This window comes from Paenibacillus sp. BK720 (assembly GCF_011761545.1).
Classification (GTDB): Bacteria; Bacillota; Bacilli; order Paenibacillales; family Paenibacillaceae; genus Pristimantibacillus.
Genome location: NZ_JAASRQ010000002.1, coordinates 1,069,486 through 1,089,566, shown reverse-complemented (window position 1 = coordinate 1,089,566; position 20,081 = coordinate 1,069,486). Strand labels below are relative to the sequence as shown.

General features: G+C 54.8%; 21 protein-coding genes and 1 riboswitch. Of the genes, 1 reads left to right on the top strand and 20 read right to left on the bottom strand.

Translation table 11 applies throughout. The features are described from left to right. Nucleotides 1–64: 64 nt before the first annotated feature. The 4 genes from FHT67_RS11635 to corA form a co-directional block, all read right to left on the bottom strand. Nucleotides 65–355, bottom strand: coding sequence for a DUF1294 domain-containing protein (locus FHT67_RS11635; protein WP_167198224.1), 291 nt, complete (start codon nucleotides 353–355; stop codon nucleotides 65–67). Nucleotides 356–380: 25 nt separating this feature from the next. Continuing rightward, complete coding sequence (gene hrpB / locus FHT67_RS11630; RefSeq protein ID WP_132305462.1) at nucleotides 381–2,873, bottom strand: ATP-dependent helicase HrpB; 2,493 nt, start codon at nucleotides 2,871–2,873, stop codon at nucleotides 381–383. Nucleotides 2,874–2,956: 83 nt separating this feature from the next. Beyond that, on the bottom strand, nucleotides 2,957–3,781 hold the full coding sequence (locus FHT67_RS11625; RefSeq protein ID WP_167198221.1) for a hypothetical protein: 825 nt from the start codon (nucleotides 3,779–3,781) through the stop codon (nucleotides 2,957–2,959). 39 nt (nucleotides 3,782–3,820) lie between these two features. Further along, entirely contained in the window at nucleotides 3,821–4,774 is a 954-nt protein-coding gene (corA, locus tag FHT67_RS11620; RefSeq protein ID WP_132305466.1) for a magnesium/cobalt transporter CorA, read from the bottom strand. 125 nt (nucleotides 4,775–4,899) lie between these two features. On the opposite strand from corA, the gene gluQRS reads away from it, so the two are divergent. Further along, entirely contained in the window at nucleotides 4,900–5,871 is a 972-nt protein-coding gene (gene gluQRS, locus FHT67_RS11615) for a tRNA glutamyl-Q(34) synthetase GluQRS (RefSeq protein WP_207918116.1), read from the top strand. Between the two features lie 151 nt (nucleotides 5,872–6,022). Here gluQRS and FHT67_RS11610 read toward each other — a convergent pair whose 3' ends face one another. The 16 genes from FHT67_RS11610 to lepB all read right to left on the bottom strand — a co-directional run bounded on the left by FHT67_RS11610 (nucleotide 6,023) and on the right by lepB (nucleotide 19,988). Continuing rightward, entirely contained in the window at nucleotides 6,023–6,733 is a 711-nt protein-coding gene (locus FHT67_RS11610) for an adenosylcobinamide amidohydrolase (RefSeq protein WP_167198218.1), read from the bottom strand. Beyond that, nucleotides 6,730–7,821: a threonine-phosphate decarboxylase CobD gene (cobD, locus tag FHT67_RS11605; RefSeq protein ID WP_132305472.1), complete on the bottom strand. Its 1,092-nt coding sequence runs from the start codon at nucleotides 7,819–7,821 to the stop codon at nucleotides 6,730–6,732. Before cobD ends, FHT67_RS11610 begins: the two co-directional genes overlap by 4 nt. Before the next feature lie 21 nt (nucleotides 7,822–7,842). Further along, complete coding sequence (cobS, locus tag FHT67_RS11600) at nucleotides 7,843–8,655, bottom strand: adenosylcobinamide-GDP ribazoletransferase (RefSeq protein ID WP_132305474.1); 813 nt, start codon at nucleotides 8,653–8,655, stop codon at nucleotides 7,843–7,845. After that, complete coding sequence (gene cbiB / locus FHT67_RS11595) at nucleotides 8,637–9,617, bottom strand: adenosylcobinamide-phosphate synthase CbiB (RefSeq protein WP_167198215.1); 981 nt, start codon at nucleotides 9,615–9,617, stop codon at nucleotides 8,637–8,639. Before cbiB ends, cobS begins: the two co-directional genes overlap by 19 nt. Then, nucleotides 9,614–10,222 carry a bifunctional adenosylcobinamide kinase/adenosylcobinamide-phosphate guanylyltransferase gene (cobU, locus tag FHT67_RS11590; RefSeq protein ID WP_132305478.1) on the bottom strand — a complete coding sequence of 203 codons (609 nt, stop codon included), beginning with the start codon at nucleotides 10,220–10,222 and terminating at the stop codon, nucleotides 9,614–9,616. Before cobU ends, cbiB begins: the two co-directional genes overlap by 4 nt. A gap of 10 nt (nucleotides 10,223–10,232) precedes the next feature. Then, on the bottom strand, nucleotides 10,233–11,297 hold the full coding sequence (gene cobT / locus FHT67_RS11585; RefSeq protein WP_132305480.1) for a nicotinate-nucleotide--dimethylbenzimidazole phosphoribosyltransferase: 1,065 nt from the start codon (nucleotides 11,295–11,297) through the stop codon (nucleotides 10,233–10,235). Nucleotides 11,298–11,324: 27 nt separating this feature from the next. Further along, a complete protein-coding gene (locus tag FHT67_RS11580) occupies nucleotides 11,325–12,131 on the bottom strand; it encodes a heme ABC transporter ATP-binding protein (protein WP_132305482.1) in 807 nt (268 codons plus the stop codon). Next, entirely contained in the window at nucleotides 12,131–13,165 is a 1,035-nt protein-coding gene (locus FHT67_RS11575; protein ID WP_132305484.1) for a FecCD family ABC transporter permease, read from the bottom strand. Before FHT67_RS11575 ends, FHT67_RS11580 begins: the two co-directional genes overlap by 1 nt. Nucleotide 13,166: 1 nt before the next feature. Continuing rightward, nucleotides 13,167–14,150, bottom strand: a complete 984-nt coding sequence (locus FHT67_RS11570; RefSeq protein WP_243867060.1) for an ABC transporter substrate-binding protein — start codon at nucleotides 14,148–14,150, stop codon at nucleotides 13,167–13,169. A gap of 170 nt (nucleotides 14,151–14,320) precedes the next feature. Then, a riboswitch (cobalamin riboswitch) is annotated at nucleotides 14,321–14,539 on the bottom strand. Between the two features lie 32 nt (nucleotides 14,540–14,571). Then, nucleotides 14,572–16,806, bottom strand: a complete 2,235-nt coding sequence (locus FHT67_RS11565) for a heavy metal translocating P-type ATPase (protein WP_167198212.1) — start codon at nucleotides 16,804–16,806, stop codon at nucleotides 14,572–14,574. 147 nt (nucleotides 16,807–16,953) lie between these two features. Further along, nucleotides 16,954–17,262 (bottom strand): rhodanese-like domain-containing protein, encoded by a 309-nt coding sequence (locus FHT67_RS11560; RefSeq protein WP_132305490.1) that lies wholly within the window; start codon nucleotides 17,260–17,262, stop codon nucleotides 16,954–16,956. A 1-nt stretch (nucleotide 17,263) separates the two neighbouring features. Then, nucleotides 17,264–17,644: a DnaJ family domain-containing protein gene (locus FHT67_RS11555; protein WP_167198209.1), complete on the bottom strand. Its 381-nt coding sequence runs from the start codon at nucleotides 17,642–17,644 to the stop codon at nucleotides 17,264–17,266. 105 nt (nucleotides 17,645–17,749) lie between these two features. After that, nucleotides 17,750–18,061, bottom strand: coding sequence for a YbjQ family protein (locus FHT67_RS11550; RefSeq protein ID WP_132305494.1), 312 nt, complete (start codon nucleotides 18,059–18,061; stop codon nucleotides 17,750–17,752). 144 nt (nucleotides 18,062–18,205) lie between these two features. Then, entirely contained in the window at nucleotides 18,206–18,532 is a 327-nt protein-coding gene (locus FHT67_RS11545) for a YqzG/YhdC family protein (RefSeq protein ID WP_132305496.1), read from the bottom strand. Nucleotides 18,533–18,603: 71 nt separating this feature from the next. Continuing rightward, nucleotides 18,604–19,434 (bottom strand): VanW family protein, encoded by an 831-nt coding sequence (locus tag FHT67_RS11540; RefSeq protein WP_243867059.1) that lies wholly within the window; start codon nucleotides 19,432–19,434, stop codon nucleotides 18,604–18,606. 17 nt (nucleotides 19,435–19,451) lie between these two features. Beyond that, entirely contained in the window at nucleotides 19,452–19,988 is a 537-nt protein-coding gene (gene lepB / locus FHT67_RS11535; protein ID WP_243711597.1) for a signal peptidase I, read from the bottom strand. Nucleotides 19,989–20,081: the final 93 nt, after the last annotated feature.

Genomic DNA, 20,081 nt, shown 5'->3' with positions numbered 1-20,081 from the left:
ATAGACTAGAGTAATGTAGTGGTTTGCCAAAAACGGATAACCAATATACCACAGGACAATTGCCTTAAGCAATGTAATTGAAATTCATCCCGATTAGACCCGACAAATAATAAATCACGACAAGATTAAGGAGGAACAGTAAAGGGATTCCGACCCGGAACGAGGTATGCTTCGTCTTGTGCCGCCATACCTGCATGCCGATCCAGGCGCCTAACGCTCCGCCGATTGCGCTCACTCCAAACAGTCGTTTTTCAGGAATGCGCTGCTTCTTGTGTCTAGCGAAGCTTTTGTCCATTCCCATCATCGCGAACGCGATCATATTAATGACAAGCAAATAAATAATCAACAGTTCCATACTCGCATCCCCTTCTTGTTGCCGATTACGTGCGCGGTCTCACCCGGTTCGTCGGCTGCGCCGCGTACGGATCATCCGGCCAATAATGCTTCGGATACCGTCCCTTCAGGTCTTTCTTGACTTCGAAATAGGCCTCGTTCCAGAAGCTTCTTAGATCTCTGGTCACCTGCACCGGCCTTTGGGAGGGCGATAAAAGATGAAGCGTCAATGGCAGCTTTCCGCCCGCGAGGCGCGGCGTCTCCCGCAGCCCGAACAGCTCTTGGAGCCTAACGGCAATAAACGGCGCTTCCGGATCGCTGTAATCTATCGGAATACGCGAACCGCTGGGCACCGTCATATGCGTAGGCACCTGTTCGTCAAGCTCCTGCCGCTGTCCCCATGACAGCATTCCTTCCAGCAGCTGCACCATGTTAAGCCGCTGCAAATCCGACTTGCTCTTCATGCCGTACAGATGCGGCAGCAGCCAATCGCGAACCGTGGCACGCAGTGCCTCCTCGGACACATCCGGCCAACCGCTGTTATGATGCGCCATAAGCCGCATCCTTGCCTGCAGCTGCCAAGCAGCCTTCGACATCGGGAGCAGTCCAAGACCAGCGCCAGCAATACCGTCGGCAAGCGCTGCCGCAATCTGCTCCGGCGATGGCTGCTGAATAGGCGCTTCCTTTAATATAATCGCGCCTAACCGGACGCGTCTTCGCGCGCGCACGGCTTGCGCTCCTGAGTCCCACTCTACGCTGTCTTCCGCTTGGAACTGCTCGCCGGCCGCTTGCTCCAGCATATCCAATTCAAGCTCTGCTGCCAGGCGTATGCGGCTTTCGCTGCCCGCATCGTCAAGCTCTGCCGCAGCCAAAAAGGCCGACCGCGACAATGGCTGAAGCTCCGGCAGCACGGCGCCCCGGCCATTCGCCAGCAAATAACGGCCATCCGGCCGTTTCTGGGCGATCCGGTCCGGGTAAGCCAAAGCGATCAACAGACCCGCATAGGAAGTTCCCTTCCAATCCCGTTTGCCTTTATGATCATGTTCCTTATCCGCCACCATCTGCTGCCATTGCTTTGCTTGCGCCTTAATCCGCTGCACGGCACCTCGGTCAGCCATCGGTCTGCCGCCTGCTCCATGCAAGGCGTCAAGCCGTAACGCTACATCGACATTCCGCTCTTGAGGCAACAAATCGCGCTCGCTTAGCAAACCGGCCAGCTCGCATGCTTCCTTTAATAAATTCAACTCCGCGGCCTTAAGAAGCATAAACCCCAGCCTTGGGTGAAGGCCAAGCTTGGCCATTCGCGTTCCCCGGCTCGTTATGCGGCCATCCGCATCAATAGCCTGGAGCAGCTTCAAGAGCTCAAGCGCCTGACGGTAGGCCGCCTGCGGAGGGGCATCCAGCCACATCAGCTCGCCGGGTTCGGCGGCCCCCCATACAGACAACTCTAACGCAAGCGGCGCCAAATCCGCTTCCAGCAGCTCAGGTGTATTATGCTGCGGTAAATAGGCATGCTCCTGCTCCGTCCAGAGCCGGTAGCAGACGCCAGGCGCAAGCCGTCCCGCCCGGCCTCGGCGTTGGTCGGCCGAGGCTTGCGAGACAGGCACCGTTTCCAGACGTGTCATACCGGTGCGGGGAGAAAACCTCGGAACCCTCATCAGACCGCAGTCCACAACGATACGAATTCCTTCGACGGTTAAGCTGGATTCCGCGATGGAGGTCGATAATACAACCTTGCGCTCCCCCGGTTTGCAGGGAGCAACAGCCGCATCCTGCGCCTCCAGCGGAAGGTTGCCGTGAAGTTCGGCGATTCGGACGGATGAAGCATGGCCGGATTGCGCAAGAAGGCCTGCGGTCCGCCTGATCTCTCCAACGCCGGGCAGGAAGACGAGGACGTCCCCTTCATCATTTCGGATAGCATCCGCAATAGCAGAGGCAACATGCGGTTCTATCCTGCCCTCAACTTTTGCGCTCCGGTAGACCGTCTCCACAGGAAAGGCGCGTCCGCGGCTTTGGATCACAGGTGCTCCGCCAAGAAGCTTTGCGACAGGCTCCGCATCCAGCGTAGCCGACATGACGATTAGGCGAAGATTTTCCCGCAGCAGCGATTGGGATTGCAGCGCTAACGCCAGTCCAAGATCACCGTGCAGATGGCGTTCATGGAATTCGTCGAACAGAACCGCCCCAACCTCTTCAAGCGCCTGATCCTCTTGAAGCATGCGAGTCAGAACGCCCTCGGTAACCACTTCAATTCTCGTTTTGGCGCTTACTTTCGTATCCAGTCTTACCCGGTAGCCGACAGTCTCTCCGACTTGCTCCCCCAATGAGGAAGCCATATATTTGGCAGCGGATCGCGCGGCGAGCCGGCGCGGCTCCAGCATGACGATTTTTCGCCCGTCCAGCCATGTCTCATGAAGGAGAGCCAGTGGTACGCGGGTCGTTTTGCCGGCTCCGGGCTCCGCGACAAGCACCGCGCTTGTTCCGTCCCTCAAGGCCTGCAGCAGCTCCGGCAATACGGCATCAATAGGCAGTTGCTTCATAGGTTATACATTCCTTCTCATTCATTTAACCTCGTTAAATATCTATTGTTTAATGCCATTAAAAATATAATTAATACCGTGAATTATTTGACTATCCTCATCATTTGAACAACCGGCCGGTTATCTCCGGTCAGTATTTTTTCCGCTGACCGCAGCTGGGACGAGACGTCCCCGTCTAGAAAGATTCCATCCTCCAGCATGCCTCCGCCTACCTTTTCTACTATCGCATCGCGAAAAGCCTGCAGCGACCCTTGGGAACTGCTAACAACCAAATAGAGCATACCCTCACGGTCATAGACAGCCGCCGAACGCAAACGAGCATCGTCAGGGTAAGGCGCTTGCTCCGTCTCGATCTGCTCAAGCCAGCTCCGATCCCGTCCGAGACTCATGCTGATGCCGCCCTGCGCCCAAAACCTGGTGTGGTCCATTACCTTCAAATCGGCTGCTTCGCGCACTACCTGCACGCTCAGCTTGTCCGAAGCTCCATCCCAAACCAAGGTTCCGCGGGCATATTTGACATTTTCCGCACCCGATCCGTAATCGTCCAGCGACCCATTGACCGGCATTCCGTCTACCACGGCGATGCTCAGCAGGGAGTTCTCAAAGAAGAATCCGCCATTAACCCCGTAATAAGGCGTTAAAGAGACGTTGGTTTGAACGGATGCTAACGTAACATTCGACGGTCTTGTCTCCAGCACGTGAAGCTTCATCCCGTTTGTCGCTTCAAGCTCCTCATACCGATAAGCAGACGGGGCATTTGCATCCCGCTTCGGCCCTTCGCTTTTCACCTGCATGGCATAGATCATCGCGGCAAACAGCAGTCCCAACACAAGAAAGATGCCCGCCATTATGCCGGCAATTTGCAGCTTTCTCTTCTTATCAAGAACCGTAACAGATGGATTTTCCATGAAAAACCCCAATTCTATAGAATCGATCTTCTTGTTCTTCTAATCAAACCAGCCTTTTCTGCGGAACCAGATGTACATGGCAACGCCAAGCATGACCATAAAGCCGATTAGGCCAAAATATCCCCAATGCCAGCTAAGCTCCGGCATATTCTCGAAGTTCATCCCGTATATTCCGGCCAGAAACGTCAGAGGCATAAAAATCGTTGTAATTACCGTTAACGTCTTCATAATCGAATTCATCCGATTCGAATTGTAGGACATAAAGCTGTCGCGCAAATCCGCGGTCATCTCTCGCGAGGCGTCGGTCATCTCCGACAGCTTAAGCAGATGATCGTAGACATCGTGATAGAACGCCAGATACCCCTTTAATCCTTCAATCCGTTCCGTATTCAGCGTGCGGTAGAGCAAATCACGCATAGGCAATATCGTCTTGCGGAGGCGAAGCAGCCGCGAGCGAATGTTGAAGATTTCGTCCATCGTCATTTGATTGGTGCTCTCGCTTCCGCTGCCGATCTCCATATCCAACACCTGCTCCTCCAGCTCCTGAACGGCAGGGAAATACTGATCGACCAGCTGGTCGATCACCATGTAAGCCGCAAACAGAAAGCCGTCGTTCCCAAGCTTGGAGGCAGATTGAATTTTGGCCCATGCTTCGTTTATTTCTTCCGAGTTTTTAACGTGATAGGTCACGATAAACCGGGGGCCGATAAATAAGTTGACCTCCTCCACGTCCAGGCTGCGCGGGTTAACCGAATGCAGGACGAAGAAATGCGTATCGTCATAGTGGTCCAGCTTGGGACGCTGCAGCAAATGACAGCAGTCCTCAATGGCAAGCGGGTGAAAATGAAAGTATGTATCGAGGAGCTTTGTCTCCGAGGCCTCCGGCTCGCTGAAATCGACCCAATACCAGTCAAGATCAAGCTTTTTGAGATCCTCCAACGGGATGTTGTTCACCCAAGTTTTTTCTTTCGTATACCCTTTTATCCGAATCATAGCCGAATCCTCCAACGTGATAACCGATTCTCTTATTCTAACGTGTTACAGCCAATCTGTAAAAAAGTTGCGCCGTTCAAAATAGTCATGCTATCATCGGTGTCAATAAAGGAGAGTCGATCGATATGTCGAATATACGCGGACGTTTCGCTCCTACTCCGTCCGGTCTGATGCATGTAGGCAATGCCTGGGCGGCGCTGCTCGCCTGGCTGCAGGTCCGCAGCCGAAACGGTCAATTCGTGCTGCGGCTGGAAGACATCGACGGGCCGAGATGCCGCCCCGAGCTGGCTCTACAGGCGTTAATCGATCTTCGTTGGCTTGGTCTTGATTGGGATGAAGGCCCCGATGTCGGCGGACCTTATTCCCCGTACACGCAAAGCGAGCGGATTTCCTTCTACGAGGAGGCAATGGACAAACTGCTTGCAAGCGGCAGGCTTTATCCCTGCTTCTGCAGTCGTGCGGAGCTGCTTGCGGTCGCGAGCGCTCCGCACGGGTTATCCTCGGAAGGTCCGGCTTATGCCGGAACATGCCGGCATCTGACGCATGAGCAGCGGCGGGAACGGGGAGAAGTCAAGACACCTTCCCTGCGTTTTAAAGTGGACGAGGAACGGGCGATAACTTACGAAGACGGGATTGCAGGGACTTTACGCTTCCCGCCCGGGATCGGAGGCGATTTTGTGGTCCGCCGCGCGGACGGCATTATCAGTTACCAGCTGGCCGTCGTCATTGATGACGCTGCCATGCGTATGACCGATGTCCTCCGCGGAGCGGATCTTATGGATTCCACCCCGCGCCAGCTGCTCCTGTACGAAGCGCTTGACCTTCCCGCTCCCCGGTTCGCCCATGTGCCGCTGCTAATGGGAGAAGACGGTAAACGGCTGGCCAAACGGCATGGCGATACTTCGATTGCCGGTCTAAAGGCGGCAGGCGTTGGACCTGAGCGCATTATAGGCTGGCTTGCCTTTCTGGCCGGGCAAACGGACAGATTCGAGCCGGTTGCCGCAGCCGAGCTTATCCGGCACTTCGATCTGAACCGGGTTCCCAAGGGACCGATTACGATCCGCGAAGCCTTAATGAAGCAGCTGTTCAACGAATGAAGCGGCCAACAAGAGAGCCGGTTCCCGTTCTTTTTCGTCTGATGCGAAAGGCGGAAGCCCGCTCTTTTGTCGTTTCATGCGGTTAAGGAGGAAGACGCGTAATGAAAAAAGAGCCGGTTCCCGCCCTTCACGCATGACGTGACTGGCGGAATCAGCTCTCGTGTTGTGTCCGGCAGGCTTCATGCACCGTCTCGTACACAAGGCGGCCTATCGCATTGCCTATGGTTGTGGCCGCTCCCGCATAAGCATGAACGGCATGGCAGGCAGGATTGCCGCTAACCCCAACCACCACGGCATCCGTCGTTGTACCGGTCGCAATCCGGTTCGTCTCCGGATCCATGAGCTGCAGATCGGCAAGAGCTGCAGCTTTCGCTTCGGCGTAAGTAATGATCGCGTTTGTCATGGCGGAATCGGTCATCCGACCATCCACAAGCAGCACCGTATTAATGGTACCCGCCGAATACGCGGAGAACGTCTCCCGAGGCAAGCCGGCTCTGGCTGCGTTCCGGGTACCGGCCGTCGTCAAGCAGAGCAGCTTGAAGCGATCGCCTTCGAATTCGGCTACGGATGCATGCGTCAGCTTTGCCGCGGTCAGAAGGCCAATCGTACGGTCCGGCTCATAGCCCCACTGCTTCAATTGAGCAGCAGCATCACGGGCAGGATCGGTACCGCTATAATTCAGAGGTACCTTCCAGTTAACGATAACATCCGCCTCGGCCAAGCCTCCGGTATGAATCGCGTTACTTAACGTCCTTAACTTCCCGGGACAGCGCATTTCCAATCGCTCGTCCCGATACGTGATGCTTAGCCCATTCCACAATTCCGAACAGTAATGCCGACCTTGCCTGAATGGCTGGCTCATCGGGCGGCCGCCTCCCGGAACTTGGACAAAGAGCGCTCGAGCGCCTCAAGCAGCCATTCGTTCTGATGGCGGAGCTTTACCGCGAAGCGGCAATAGGATTCATCCAGACCGATAAAATGCGAGGCATCCCGGATGAGAATTCCCATTCGTCCCATTTCATGCTGCAGACCCGCGGCCGTTAATCCCGGAATATCGGGCAGCCGAACAAGCAAGTAATTCACCTTCCCGGGGATAACCCGGAAACCAAGGGCTTCAAGCCTGCCGATCAGCCATGGCCGCTCCTCCTGCAGCCAATTCATCGTTCGCGCTGCGTATTCCGCCTCATCCAGCACCGCTTCTCCAATCTGCTGAGCCAAGGAATTCACGCTCCAGGGCACTTGAAGCCTGCGAAGTTCGGCGATTTTATGAGGGGATCCAACCATATAGCCTAGTCGAATGCCCGGTACGGCATAAAATTTGGTCATCGACCGGATGACGAACAACCGTTCATGCGACGCCGCTTCCCTCAGAAGCGTATATTTCTCTTCCTCCGGCACAAAGTCCATAAACGCTTCGTCAACCACAACCGTCGCGCCGCCGTATACCAGCTTCATGATCAGCTTAGGATCCACCAGTTGGCCGGTTGGATTGTTAGGCGATCCAAGCATATAAAAGGTTGCTTCCATATCCTCGACCATCGGTGGAGTCAATGTAAAATCATTGCCCGCGGATAACATGACCGGCGATATCGATCCGGCGGTCTTCATCACGGCGTCACCGTATTCCGTAAAGCAAGGATAAGCTAATGCCGTTACGGCCGGACGAAGGGCCCTCACGACCAAGTCGATCAGCTCGGCGGCGCCGTTTCCGATCAGAATGGACTGCTCGTCTACGCGGTGAAGCTTCGCCAGCTTGGTCCGAAGTTCGCGAACGGCCGGATCCGGATAACGGTCAATCTGCTCCGCGTAACGCACCAAGGCGCGTTTCACACCTTCCGGCGGGCCCAAAGGATTCATATTCGAGCTGAAATCAATAAATTGCCGGGCCGGGAAGCCGAAGGTTTCTTCCGCCGTCCGTAAATCTCCCCCATGTCCGTAGCGTTCAAGCATGGATATTCCCCTCTCCCATCGCTAAATTACGTGAATGGCCAATACGCTTGCAAATAATAATACGGCTTCAACGGCTTCATTAAGCGCACCGTAGGTATCCCCCGTCAAACCGCCAAGCTTGCGGCTAAGCCATACGGCGAATAACGTTCCGGTAAGTATCGTTAATAAAATGCAGCCGGCAAGCAGCAGAAATGTTTCCTGCCAAGGCAATCCGCTTAGAATTAAGCTGAGCGCCGTTAAGACGACAGCTGCAATAAAGCCTGCGGCAACCTGCCGTCCCGAAGCCAAATGGAATAAAGCCCCGATTCCTTCGCCCTGCCGGGCATTCGGCCAGCCCGCGATGGCGGCTCCCATCCACCATCTGCTCCAGACCGGAATGATCGCTAGAAGGGATAATGCGCGGCTGCTATCCTGCTGGCCAAACCATTCCGCCAGCAAGGAAAATTTAAAGAGAAGAAGCAGCACTGCCGCAATGACGCCCATAGCCCCTACGCGGCTGTCCTTCATAATCTCCAGCATCCGCTCCCGGGACCTGTGGCTGAGCACGCCGTCTGCCGTATCCATCCATCCGTCGAGGTGCAAGCCTCCGCTTAGCGCCGTCCAAATAGCCAGCAGCAATACGGCAGCCGGCATAGCGGGCGTGAACTGCTCCAGCAAAGCAAACCCTCCTGCCAATATCGCTCCAAGAAGAAAGCCAGCCGCAGGGAAATAAATAACCGTCCTTGCCAGAGTCACCGGTTCAAACGGAACCGTTACCGGTACGGGAATCCGCGTAAGAAACTGCAGGGCCGCAGCGGCAGCCAACGCATGGCGTTTTAACGAAGCAATAACCATAACCCCAACACTCCAGCCATCATAAGAATACTAACGGTATACAAAAGCCGGACGGAGCGGACGATATCGAAAGGCTCCATGGCTCTAATCGGCCATCCCATCCTGGCCCGCTCGCTTGGCTGTCCGAAATAATAATTAAGTCCGCCAAGCTCAATGCCAAGAGCTCCGGCCACGGCGGATTCCGGAATACCGCTGTTGGGACTCGGATGATAACGGGCGAACCGGCGAACCGAAGCCCAGGAACGGGCAGCCGACATTCCCCCGTTCAGAAACGCGGCTAGCGTAAGCAGCAGTCCGGTAAGGCGTGCCGGAATATAATTGAGCGCATCATCCGTTCGGGCGGAACACCACCCGAAGTTTACATAATTATCATTACGGTAACCAACCATGGAATCCAGCGTATTTGTTGCCCTATAGAGCATGGCAAGCGGCGCACCGCCGAGGATGGCGAACAGAATAGGCGATACAAACGCATCCACCGTATTTTCCGCTACCGTCTCCACAGCTGCCCGGGAAGCTTCGGGAGGCGTCAGGTTCGCGGTATCGCGCCCAACAATGTATCCGACGAATTTGCGCGCATCCTCCAAATTGCCGGCAGCAAGCGGTCGATAGACAAGCATTGCCGCATCCTTCAATCCCTTTACCGCAATCGTAGTGGAGATGAACCAGGCGCTTACCGCATAACCAAGCCACGGATGGATCCAGGCTGCCGCGGCCGTCGCTGCCCACATGATGCCGAAGGATGCGGACAAGGTAACGATCGTCAAAATAATGCCGGTTCCCTTAACCCGCGCGGCGTCCCGACCTTCTTCCTTCCCGCGAAGACGCTTCTCGAGTACGCGAATAAGCCGACCGATCCAGATAACGGGATGGGTCGGCCACTTCGGATCGCCGATAATCCAGTCTATAACGATCGCAGCCGCCGCAAGCAGCAGCGTTTCCTGCAAAGAATAAAAAATCATAAGCTCTCCCACCGAAATGCCAAGGCTTTCAATTCGACCGGAATTCCCGCCGTCACGAGAAAAACTTTTTCCGACAGCGCAGCCATCCGTTGATTCAGCCGTCCGGCTTCATCGCGGAATCTTCTTCCCAGCGGATAAGCCGGTACAATTCCGTCTCCTACCTCATTGGTCACGAGGATAAGCGGATAATGATATTCCTGAACGGCAGCGGCCAGTTCATGAAGCTTTTCACTCAGCCAATCCCGGCTGCTCTCCGCCGAATCGGATCTTTCCCGTTCCTCCGCTTCCATTAGCACATTCGTCAGCCATAACGTCAAACAATCAATCAAAACCACCGGAGGCTTACCTTCCATTAACTCCAGCTCATAGGCTTCCTTCGCCAGTTGCCTCAGCCTGGCCGGAAGCTCCATCGGCTCCTCAATGGTTGTCCAACGAAAGATGTCCTGTTCCCGATTCTGTTGGTGCAAAGCGATCCGTTCCGCCATCTCCCCATCCCAAATCCGGCTGGTTGCGAGATACACCCCTTGTTCCCCAAGCCGGGCCGCAAGCTTCTCGGCGAAGGAGCTTTTGCCGCTTCTCGCTCCGCCGGTTACCAACATTGCCATCCTCGCCCACCTACTCCCTGGAAACTCCGGCGCTTGAGAAGGTCGCCATTTCCTGCATCAGCTTTAAGGCGGCGTCAACGAAATGGAAGCATAGTACGGCGCCAGTCCCCTCTCCAAGCCGCATGTCAAGCTGAATCATCGGAGACAGCCCCATCGTCTCCAGCACAACCGCATGCCCTTGCTCCTGGGATAAATGGGAGGCGAACAAATAAGGCTTCGCCTGTTCCGCCAGCCGTACGGCAGCAAGCGCGGCAACCGAGGAAATATAACCGTCAACGACAACCGGACAGCCGTTGGCCGCCGCTCCGATGATAAATCCGGCCAATCCCGCAATCTCAGCACCGCCAACCTTGGCGAGAACGTCAAGCGGGTCAGAAGCGTCAGGCTTATTAACGGCTATAGCGCGTTTCACGACTTCGATTTTATGCCGCCAGCTTTCATCGTTAATGCCTGTTCCACGGCCAACGGACAATTCGGGCGATAATCCCGTCCATACGGTTGTCAGAGCCGCGCTTGGGGTCGTATTGCCAATGCCCATCTCTCCCGTTGCGAACAGCCGGTAACCTTTCCCCGCTAATTCCTCCGCTACCTGTACGCCGGCCATAACGGCTTGAAGCGCTTCTTCCCAGCTCATCGCAGGCTGCTTTGCCATATTGGCCGTCCCGCGAACCACCTTGCGGCTGATCAGTCCCGGATGCTCGAGCTCGGCATTAACGCCAATATCCACGCAATAGACATCGGCTCCCGCCTGCCGCGCCAGTACGTTAACCGCAGCGCCGCCGTTTAAGAAATTAAGAACCATTTGCGGCGTCACTTCCTGCGGATAAGCGCTGACTCCTTCCTCGCACACGCCGTGGTCTCCAGCCATGACGACTACCGCTTTGCGGGACAAATCCGGCCATAGGCCTCCTGAAATCCCGGCTAAGCGAAAAGCGATCTCTTCAAGCTTCCCGAGACTGCTGGTTGGCTTTGTCAGCTGATCGGAATGCGCCTTGGCTTCAAGGACAGCTTGCTCCTGGATAGGCCTGATTCGTTCGATAACCCGTTTCAGCTTGGCCGCTAGTTCATTTGCCATAACGTTTTCTCCTCTCCATCTATAACTCTAGGTCACTTTAATTAATAGGTCAGCTTCCTGCAACTTCGGCTGCAGCAAAATTTGCGGCGTACCGGTTAACGGATGCTTCACGATCGATGCTTCCGTCTGATAAACCTCCCGGATCAGATCCGCGCTGAGCACCTCCGAAGGAGCTCCCAATGCCGCAATCCCGCCTTTATGCAAGACGAGTATCCGGTCGCAGTACAGAGAAGCCAGATTCAGATCATGCAGAACCGCCACAACGGTCAAGCTGCGTTCCTTCTGCCACTGCCGCACGGTATCCAGCAGCTGCACTTGATAACCGATATCCAGATAAGTCGTTGGCTCATCCAGCAAAATAACCTCCGGCTCCTGCACGATTACCTTCGCCAGAGCGACCCTTTGACGCTCCCCGCCGCTAAGCTGATCAAGCGATCGGCTCGACAACGCTGTAAGACCCATAGTCTCAAGGGCAAAATCAATCAAAGCCGAATGATCCTCCCGCTCGTCGCCGAACCAATTCTGATAAGGAAACCGTCCCATCTCAACGACTTGGCGGACGGTAAAGCCCGCAGGCGGGAGCCCGCCTTGCTGCAACACTGCCAGACGTCTTGCAAGCGCTTTGCGGGAATAATTCGACAGGTTGACGCCGGCTAAGCTGACCTCGCCTTGAGTGGGCTTCGACACACCGGACAACAGCTGCAGGAGCGTTGACTTTCCTACCCCGTTTGGCCCGATGATGCCGTGAATCCGGCCCGGCTCCAGCTCGAACGAGAGGTTCTCCAGCACGGAACGGCCGTTCACTTTCTTGCTCGCTTGTTGAACCGAGATCATTAGAAGCCCTCCTGTCCTTTTTTGCGCCGGTACAGCAGATACGCGAAGAACGGCGCGCCTAGCAAAGCGGTTACGACGCCTAGCGGAATTTCCTTGGGTGCAAGGGCAACTCTCGCAAGGGTGTCGGACCATAACACGAATATTCCACCGCCTATGGCCGAGAGAGGAATAAGAAGCCGGTAATCGGGCCCTACCATTAACCGGATGAGATGCGGCACTACCAAGCCCACGAAGCCGATAACGCCGCTGACCGATACCGCCGCCGCTGTAAGCAGCGTCGAGCCGATCAGGACGATCAGTTTTGTCCGCTCAACCCGGATTCCCAGATGCGCCGCATGCCGCTCGCCAAGCACAAACAGGTTCAGCGCTTGTCCGTAAGCAATCAGAAGCGGCAGCCCGATCGCAAGACATGGAAGCACGATATAAACGTCCGCCCAGTTTTTCATCGCCAGCGATCCCATAAGCCAGAACAAAATCTGATTAATGACATCGTCGGACATCGATACCATAAACGATACGAACGCGCCTAAGAAGGATTGAATGATGACGCCAGAGAGGATCAACGTCTCAATCTGCATGACGCCTCTGCTGCGCGCCAGGAAGAAAACGCCAAGCAGCGTAACCGTTCCCGTGATAAAAGCGACAACCGGAATGGTCCACTCGCCCAGCACCGCCTGATAACCGAACAAAATAAGAAAAGCCGCCCCTACCGAGCTGCCTGATGATACCCCTAACGTATAAGGATCGGCAAGCGGATTGCGGAGCACGCCTTGAAAGCCGGCCCCGGCAAGCCCAAGACAGGCGCCAACAAGCACGCCCAGCAGCACGCGGGACAGCCGAACCTGCGTCACAATCGCAATCTCTCCGGCACTCCAGCGACTGCCTGCGTCATCCGTCCAAGGAAGCTGATGCCAGAGAATTCCCCATACGTCGGAAAACGGCAGCATGGAGGATCCAATCGACAAACTTAGAACGATAGAAACAGCAAGAAGGAGCAAAGCTGCTCCTCCATAGACCGCTAGTTTTCTTTTCATCTTACTTCACAAGATCCGGGTGAAGAGCTTTGGCAATCTGCAGCAGAGCATCCGCAAGACGCGGACCTACGCGCGAAGTCTCGTCATTGCCAACCTCGAACATCTGCTTGTTCTTCACCGCATCAATCGCATCCCAGCCCGGACGGCTGTTAATGCCGGTCACGATTGGATTCGGATCCTCTCCCAGATCAGGATAAAGGATAATTTCAGGGTTTTGCTTCACGACTTCTTCCGCGCTAACCTCGTACCAGCCTGCTTGCGAAGCGCCTACATTCGTACCGCCCGCAATCGTCAGCAATTCATCCAGGAACGTGCCGGAACCAACCGTCCAGCCTGGCGAGAATTCCAGGTAAACCAGCTTCTTCGGAGCATCCTTCACGGCATCCGTCACCTGCTGCTTCACATCGCGCATATGCGACGCAACCTGAGCCGCTTCCTTGTTCTTATTCATAATTTTACCGATTGTCTCGATTTTGGCAATTGTTTCATCATAAGTTTTGGGATCCGTCGCAAGAACCGCAATGTTCAGCTTGCGAAGCTGCTCGACAGCGTCGGCGTTCATCGAAGAAGAAGCCACAACGAGATCGGGATTCAGTGCCGCGACTGCTTCGATGTTGGTTGTCATGTCGCCTACTTTAGGCTTGGAGGCCGCTTCTTCCGGATAATTGCTGTAGCTGTCAACGCCGGCTACTTCTTCGCCCGCGCCAACCGCATAAACAACCTCCGTCTCGCTTGGCGCAAGCGATACGACCTTCGTTGGAGCTTTCTCAAACGTCAATTCCGTTCCCGTAGCATCCGTAACTTTAAATGGATATACCGTCTCTGCGGCCGCTGCCGGACTTTCGGCAGGCTGCTCGCTTTGAACCGGCGACGCCGATGCGTTTGCATTCCCCTTATTGGCGTTCGTGTTCGCGTTATTAGCGCCGCATGCCGCCATAAAGACCATAATTGCGGCGATCAACGCCGCCAGCATTACTTTCGACAATCTTTTGTTTCTCTCAACCATTCTTTCCAAGCACCCCTTCAATGATCTTGAATCGAAAACAAAAAAAGGCATTCCCGGCAAAGGTGCCGGAAATGCCGGAAGTCCTCTTTGCATGCGCGCAAAGAAAGACGGGTTCCTTCATTCCAACACTTCCCTAATTCCGCGTAGGTACAGCGTTATGCGAACAGGCAGGTCTCCTGACTTGAAGCACTAGGGCCAGCGTCTTCCCGAATTTTTCATTCAGTGACGTAAGCTGGCACACGGGTCTTTCAGCAATTGCTTAGACCGCTTCTTACAGTGGCGGGTCCGTGCCGGATTTGAACCGGACTTCCCTATTAAGCTTGCAACAGCCTTGCGGCTGATGCAGCACCTGTTCCATGATTTATTCGTTTTCGACCAACGTAACTATACCACCCATATTCTAGAATTGTCCAGCGGCTCTTCTTAATCTGGCCCCAAGCCGGATGGCGTTGCCCACCACCGATACCGAGCTGAAGGCCATTGCGGTACCGGCCATCCATGGCTGAAGCATGCCGCATGCGGCGAACGGAATGATAAGCGCGTTATAGATAAAAGCGAACGTCAGATTCTGGCGGACGTTGCGTACCGTTAGACGGCTGATCAGCAAAGCCTCCGGAATAGCGGTCATTCGAGGCTGGAGCAGCGTAATATGGCCGGCGGTTAATGCCGCGTCCGTACCGTCTCCCATTGCGAATCCTACATCCGCCGCGGCTAGTGCCGGGGCATCATTCCAGCCGTCACCGGCCATGCCGACCTTGTAATCCTGCTCCTTCAAACGGTCAACCAGCTCCAATTTATCTTCGGGCAGCATATTGGCATAAACCTTCGAAGGATCGATCCCCGCCGTATGGGCTGCGCTTAGAGCCGGAGCGGGATGATCTCCCGTTGCCAGAACCACGGTTACTCCGGCTTTACGGAGCTGCTTTACGGCCGGTTTGGCGAAAGCCTTTACGGCGTCGATAAAGGAAATGGCTCCAATTACCCGGTTATTATCCGCTACGTACAGCACCGTTTCCCCTAGCTTCTGTCGTTCTTCCGCGAATCTTTGCACAGTCGGACTGCCGAAGCCCCAATTTTTGAGTGCCGCAAACCCGGCATTGCCGATTCCGATTCTCCTCTGCTCTACGACTGCTTCTACCCCTTTGCCCGTCGTATAAGAAAAGCCGGTCGCCGCAGGAGGAACCAGTCCGGTCTGCACGGCCTCCGCCCGGATGGCGACGGCAAGCGGATGAGTCGATTGGGCTTCGACGGCGGCCGCCAGCCTCAAGAGCCCCTGCCTGCTTCCTTGCGTGACATGCATGCTTCCGATCTTCGGCTTACCTTCCGTTAACGTTCCCGTTTTATCGAGCACGAGCATATTAAGCTGCGCCAGCCGTTCAAGGGCTCCCGCTTCCTTCACCACAATCCCTCTTTTGGCCAGCCGGCCCGAGGCTACGACCAGAGAAATCGGAGTTGCGAGTCCGAGAGCGCAAGGACAAGCCGCCAGCACAACCGCAACCGCACAGCGGAAGGCCGTCGTCCAATTGCCCGGATCCACAGCCGCAACCCAAATAACGAAAGTGCCTAACGAAAGAAGAAGCATCGCCGGAACAAACCAGGCTGAAACCGTGTCGACCTGTCTCTGAATTAACGACTTCGACCGCTGTGCCTGCCTGACCAGATCAACAATCCGGCTCAGCATGGTGGCATGCCCCGCAGCGGTTGTTCGGATGCGCAGGCTGCCGCTTTCATTCCGCGTTCCCGCCCATACCTGGTCGCCGGGGCGCTTGGCTAGCGGAACGCTCTCGCCCGTCAGCAAGGATTCATTGACTTCCGATTCCCCGTTCGCAATGACGCCGTCAACAGGAATAATTTGTCCGGAGGGCACAAGCACGTAATCGTTCTGACGGACAAACTCCGTCTTGATCTCCATTTCAACGCCGGCCCGCTCCACCTTCACAACCGTGTTCTGCAGCTTCCTGTATCCCGAGGCATCCTGCTGCGCGCGCGAGGTAACCGATGCTTCAATAAATTTGCCTAGCAGCACGGCCGTTATGACCACGGCGGACGTCTCGAAATACAAAGGGACCTCATGGGCATACAAAGCGGTTCGATCTGCGTTAAATACGAGAAAATGACTGTACAAATAAGCGGCCGAGGTACCGGTTGCCACCAGTACATCCATATTTGTCGCCCGCGACCGGATGGCGTGATAGGCCCCGATATAGAACGGCAGACCTATGCCGAATTGGATAATGGTCGCCAGGACGAGCTGAAGCCACGGATTGGTCATAAGCACGGGCAGCTCGATCCGCGCAAAAGGAGCCAGATGCTGCACCATCGCCGAGAGCAGAGGCGCCGTAAGAATCAAGGAAATAATCAGCCTGAGCCTCAGCCGGCTTCGTTCCTTCTCGAAGCCCTCCTTGGCGTTTTCTGGCAGATCGGCTTTAAAGCCCAGCTTGCCAATCTGCTCCATAATGGCTGACGGTTCAATGATTCCCGGCTTATATTGCACCCAGGCCGTGCGCGCCGAATAGCTGACCGCTACGGCTTCAACGCCTGGCATTTTTCCGACATTCTTCTCTATTCTGGCCGCGCAAGCGGTGCAGCTCATCCCTTGCACGGATAAATCGATCGTAATCCCCTTCTCGTCCATACAGCCTCACCCGCCTTCCGCTTGTCCATTCTCCCGCCGCAATCGAACAAGCTCCTGCGTTAATCTATATGACTCGAATGGGGGTTGTAGAATTAAAAAAGCGTGCTTGCGAAAGGCCAATTGCCGCCCTGACAAGCACGCTTTGTTTTATTTGCCGTATTCGACTTCGCCGTTCCAGGCCAGCATGCCGCCGGTCATGTTGGTTACGTTGTAGCCTTGGGCATGAAGGAAATCGCAGGCTCTTCCGCTGCGTCCGCCGCTTCGGCAAACCATGATTAGGGCCTGATCCTTCGGCAGCTCTTCGTAACGTTCGCCGAATTGCGAGAGCGGAACGTTGACCGCTTCCGCGATATGTCCCGCTTCCCACTCGTCATCTTCACGCACGTCAATCAGATTCAGCTTCTCGCCGTTTTTCAGGCGCTCTTCTACTTCGGCTGGCGTAATTTCGGGATACACTTCATTCCACTCCTTCGTATTTCTTCAGAATCTTTGTTTCATATTGCTGAAAAACCGGCGATTGCCGAAGTCCGCGTGCTTCCATGAGCATTTTGAACCTCAGTTCTTTCTCCGTCAGCTTCTTTTGGAGAACGTCTTTTTCATCCGGATTCCGGCATAGGCGAATCATATCGCGGAGGCTGACGATTTCCTTCCTCACAACCATCTCTTCCGGAATCATTCCGGCGTTGCTCAGAAGCTTGTAGGTAACCCGGAGCTCCTCCGGCACATGGGAGTTATCCTCCAGCTCGAGCGGCTTGCCTTTCCCGCTCAGGTTGTCAAACTCGCCTTTCTCCATCGACTCCTTGATCCGCTGCTCCACTAGCGAGGACATAAAATCCATGCCTTATCCGCCTCCTGTCATGGCCCGTCATCCATCGCTTTCTTTAAGCATTGTAACGAAAAAGAAGCCTCCCGGCAATGAGAAGCTTCTTATTCAGCCTTCAATTTAGATGCGCACGGCCGTGCCGCTGACAGCCACCATCAGCATACCGTCGCGCACAACCTCATAGTCGATATCGATGCCGACAATCGCGTTTGCTCCCATGCGGAAAGCCTGGTTTTTCATTTCCTCAAACGCAACATCCCTTGCTTCCTTCAGCTTGCTCTCGTAAGCACCGGAACGTCCGCCTACTATATCCGTGATCGATGCGAAAAAGTCGCGGACAACGTTGGCGCCCATAATCGCTTCGCCGGTCACAATGCCCGTATATTCGATAATCGGATGTCCTTCAATCGCTGCAGTTGTTGTTACTAACATAAAATATGACCCCTCCCGATAATAATAAAGCCGATGATAAGAAGGAATACGTTGCCGACTCCAAAACGTTTCATTTAGTACTAAGAAAAATCAGCAGCCGCTAACGACTAGAGCCTAAGAATACGATTAGCGGGCTTCCGCTCCTCAACCCCTCAGCTCCTCGATCCGAATATCTCTAACTTGACCGGAGTCGGTTGCTACAATGACATGGACGCGCACGCCAAATTCGGATCCGCCGCCCCTAAGCCATAGCTTAAACCGTTCCTCCGCCCTCGATCCGCTCGCCGAAAAATGTCCCTCGTACTTGTAATCGATAATATCCGCATCCGGATATTTATTTGCCGTCTCCTGCATCGCGATCCTGCCGTATTTGGCATATGAAGGCTCCGCATGCGCGGCTGAAGGCACCGCAAACGCAAATACGGCGACAATCAGCATATAGATCAAAGGTCTGCATTTTTGGATTGACATAAGGCCACCTCGCTAACCACATTTTTGGGTACTCCCTTTATTGTGGCTGTTGAGGGAAGCGGGCATACATGCTATTCCGTTTCAACCGGCTCAAGCATAGGGGTATACAACATGACCGCTTCATTGCCGGCAACGAATTCTTCGTCCAGCAGCTCTCCTTCATCGAGCGAGTATGTCCTGCGGTAGATCGAGTTGCTTCTGACGTAACCGCCACACGGCTTCAGCTCAATCCGATGATCCTTTTCCACGACTTCGTACCGGCAGTTCACCGGCAGGGATGATCGCCATTCGCCAACCAGCTTACCTTCCGTAAGGCCCACAATCAGCTGAAAAGGCTGCTTCGTCGGGTTATGGATCCTTAGATCCATATCATTGTACGCGCAGGTCGCACCGCTTCCGAACGGCTGCGTCCGCCCGGCGTCCGGGAAGACATCATAGCCGTGCCGATGCCGTTCCGTCACCTGGAGCGGAGTATGCAGCGTCATCCAATAGAGGAGATTGGACATTTGGCATAATCCGCCGCCTACTCCCGGCTTATATCCGTCGTAAAACAAAATCATGCCGTCCACATAACCCTTCCTTCTTGTCGGTTTGCCTATGGTCCGCCAAAAGGAGAAGGTTTCGCCCGGCATCAATACAATGCCGTTCAATCTCTCTGCCGCCAGCCGCAAATTGATTACCTTATTGGTCTGCAGCCGCATGTCCGCATTTCGGAGCTTCCTCATGAGAGGAGTCGCATGGGTAAAAACCACATACGGCAAAGACAGCTCCTTACGGATCCGGGCCGGCTTGCTTGCGCTAAACAGCCATTTTATCCGCCTTTTATTCGTAAACCACCATTTACCGGCCTGCAGGCGCAGGAACGAACGTTTGACCGGCCGATGCAGCATCAGATTATCCAACTTCCCTTTTCTCTCCTTTACAGAAGTCCAAATTTGTTCAGCGGCCATATCCGGCACACGGCCTTTCCTTCAATGCTGGAGAAGGCAATCGGCCCGATTGTCCGGCTGTCCACGCTATGCTCGCGGTTGTCGCCAAGAACGAAAAGCTCCTTCGGGGCAATCGTATAGGGCAATAGCATCCTGCCAGGCATCGTACTCCCTACCGAATAGGACTCCGATAACGGCTGTCCGTTCAAGACAACCAATCCGTCCCGGACGTCAATGATATCGCCAGGCACGCCTATTACTCTTTTGACTAAACGCAAGGGGCTTTCCGGTCCATGGATGATGACGATATCTCCGCGTTCCGGGGGGGTGAAACGGTAAGACCATTTGTCTTCGATCAGGCGCTGGCCTTCCGCAAGCGTTTTTTGCATCGAAATGTTATGTACCTTCGCCTGCGCGTAAACATAGTTTTGGAACAGCAATGCGATCATGATTGCGGCCGCAATCGAAAACAGCCATTCTCTCAGCTCGCGCGGTACGTTGCTCTTCCCGGTTAGTCGATCATCCATTCCCTTGCACCCCTTGAAGAAACAGGATTTCAACATCGCCATCGCCTCTAACGATTTTGCCCGGACTAAAGTTACCTTCGGACTAAAAATACC